Source organism: Vibrio sp. 10N.261.51.A3, assembly GCF_041471965.1.
Classification (GTDB): Bacteria; Pseudomonadota; Gammaproteobacteria; order Enterobacterales; family Vibrionaceae; genus Vibrio; species Vibrio crassostreae_C.
Map to the genome: position 1 here is coordinate 1 of NZ_JBFRPK010000160.1, position 1,234 is coordinate 1,234.

The following is a 1,234-nucleotide window of genomic DNA, read 5'->3' on the forward strand; positions in this document are numbered from 1 at the left end:
GTGCTTATTATCCATACAAACTGTTTAAGAGTGATTCGCAACGCGTGGCATTTTTACTATGCGTTGGTTTTAGTGTTTAAGGTGGTATGCGGCAGCTTCGGTATAGCGTTGCTCACACCTTAACAGGGCTACATGGATTCCCCCGGTTGTCAAACATCCGCTAAACTTATGTTGATGGGTTTTGGACTGCCGCTCTACATTCGGCCTACTTATCGACGATTCGCATACGTCGTGGCCCTGATGACTTGCGCGACTGCAGTGCCTTATTCGTTAGATGACATCTAGTGTGTCCGCCGCATTAACAGGCTCTCCGCAAGTGGTCTTAACCTATCTCCATCATTAGCGTCTGCAATGACCCGGTGGGTTTAACTCTTTATGCTGCTTAGGTTTCTACTTAAGCAGCATAGTTTTCATATTCTGTTTGATTGTGTAAAAGCGACCATATAATTCGTGCGTTCTTCGCGGCCAGTGCCACTATTGCTCGGTTCATTCCTCTTCGTTCTAGAACGCCGCGACACCACTGACTTAACTTATCTTGCTTGTCGCCAAGGTTGGCAATGACTGTCCTTGCCCCGTGAACTAATAGTGTTCGTAAGTATTTATCACCGTGTTTGGTTATTCGGCCTAAGCGAGGTTTTCCTCCTGTGGAATATTGCTTTGGTACGAGTCCTAGCCAAGCAGAGAAATCACGGCTTTTATCAAATTGAGAACCATTGCCTATCGAAGCAAGTATCGCAGTAGCGGTTTGCGGCCCAATACCTCGAACTTTCATCACTCGTTGAACATTAGCGCTGACCTTAGCAAAAGAGTCGAAGACTTGTTCAGTATCGGCGATACGTTGATTCAACTCTCCAAGGTGGTGATAAGCATCGGCAATCACCGTTCTAGCGAGATGTGGCAGTTCATTTTCTGCATCTTCAAGCATTAAGGGAACGTGTTTCATTAATGAAGAGCGGCCAACAGGAATGATTAACCCGAACTCAGAGAGTAGGGCGCGCATGCGATTCATAAGCGCGGTGCGTTCACGAACCCAATGCTCTCTCATTCTATGTACCGATAAGATGGCTTGTTGCTCGGGGGATTTTACGGGTACAAAGCGAGTTGATGGACGCTGAACAGCTTCGCATATGGCAACAGCATCATTAAGGTCGTTCTTTCCTTTAGTTCGATAAGAAACCACGTATTTAACGGCCATGATACGGACGTCGTGCCCAAGTTTATTGAGTGTTCTTGC

Annotated in this window: 1 protein-coding gene; it reads right to left on the reverse strand. The window is 46.5% G+C overall.

Annotated features, from left to right (window positions below; genetic code table 11):
• Window positions 1-394: 394 nt before the first annotated feature.
• Window positions 395-1,234: IS110 family transposase (locus tag AB4371_RS22455; protein WP_372150689.1), on the reverse strand; the 840-nt coding region annotated here is incomplete at its 5' end.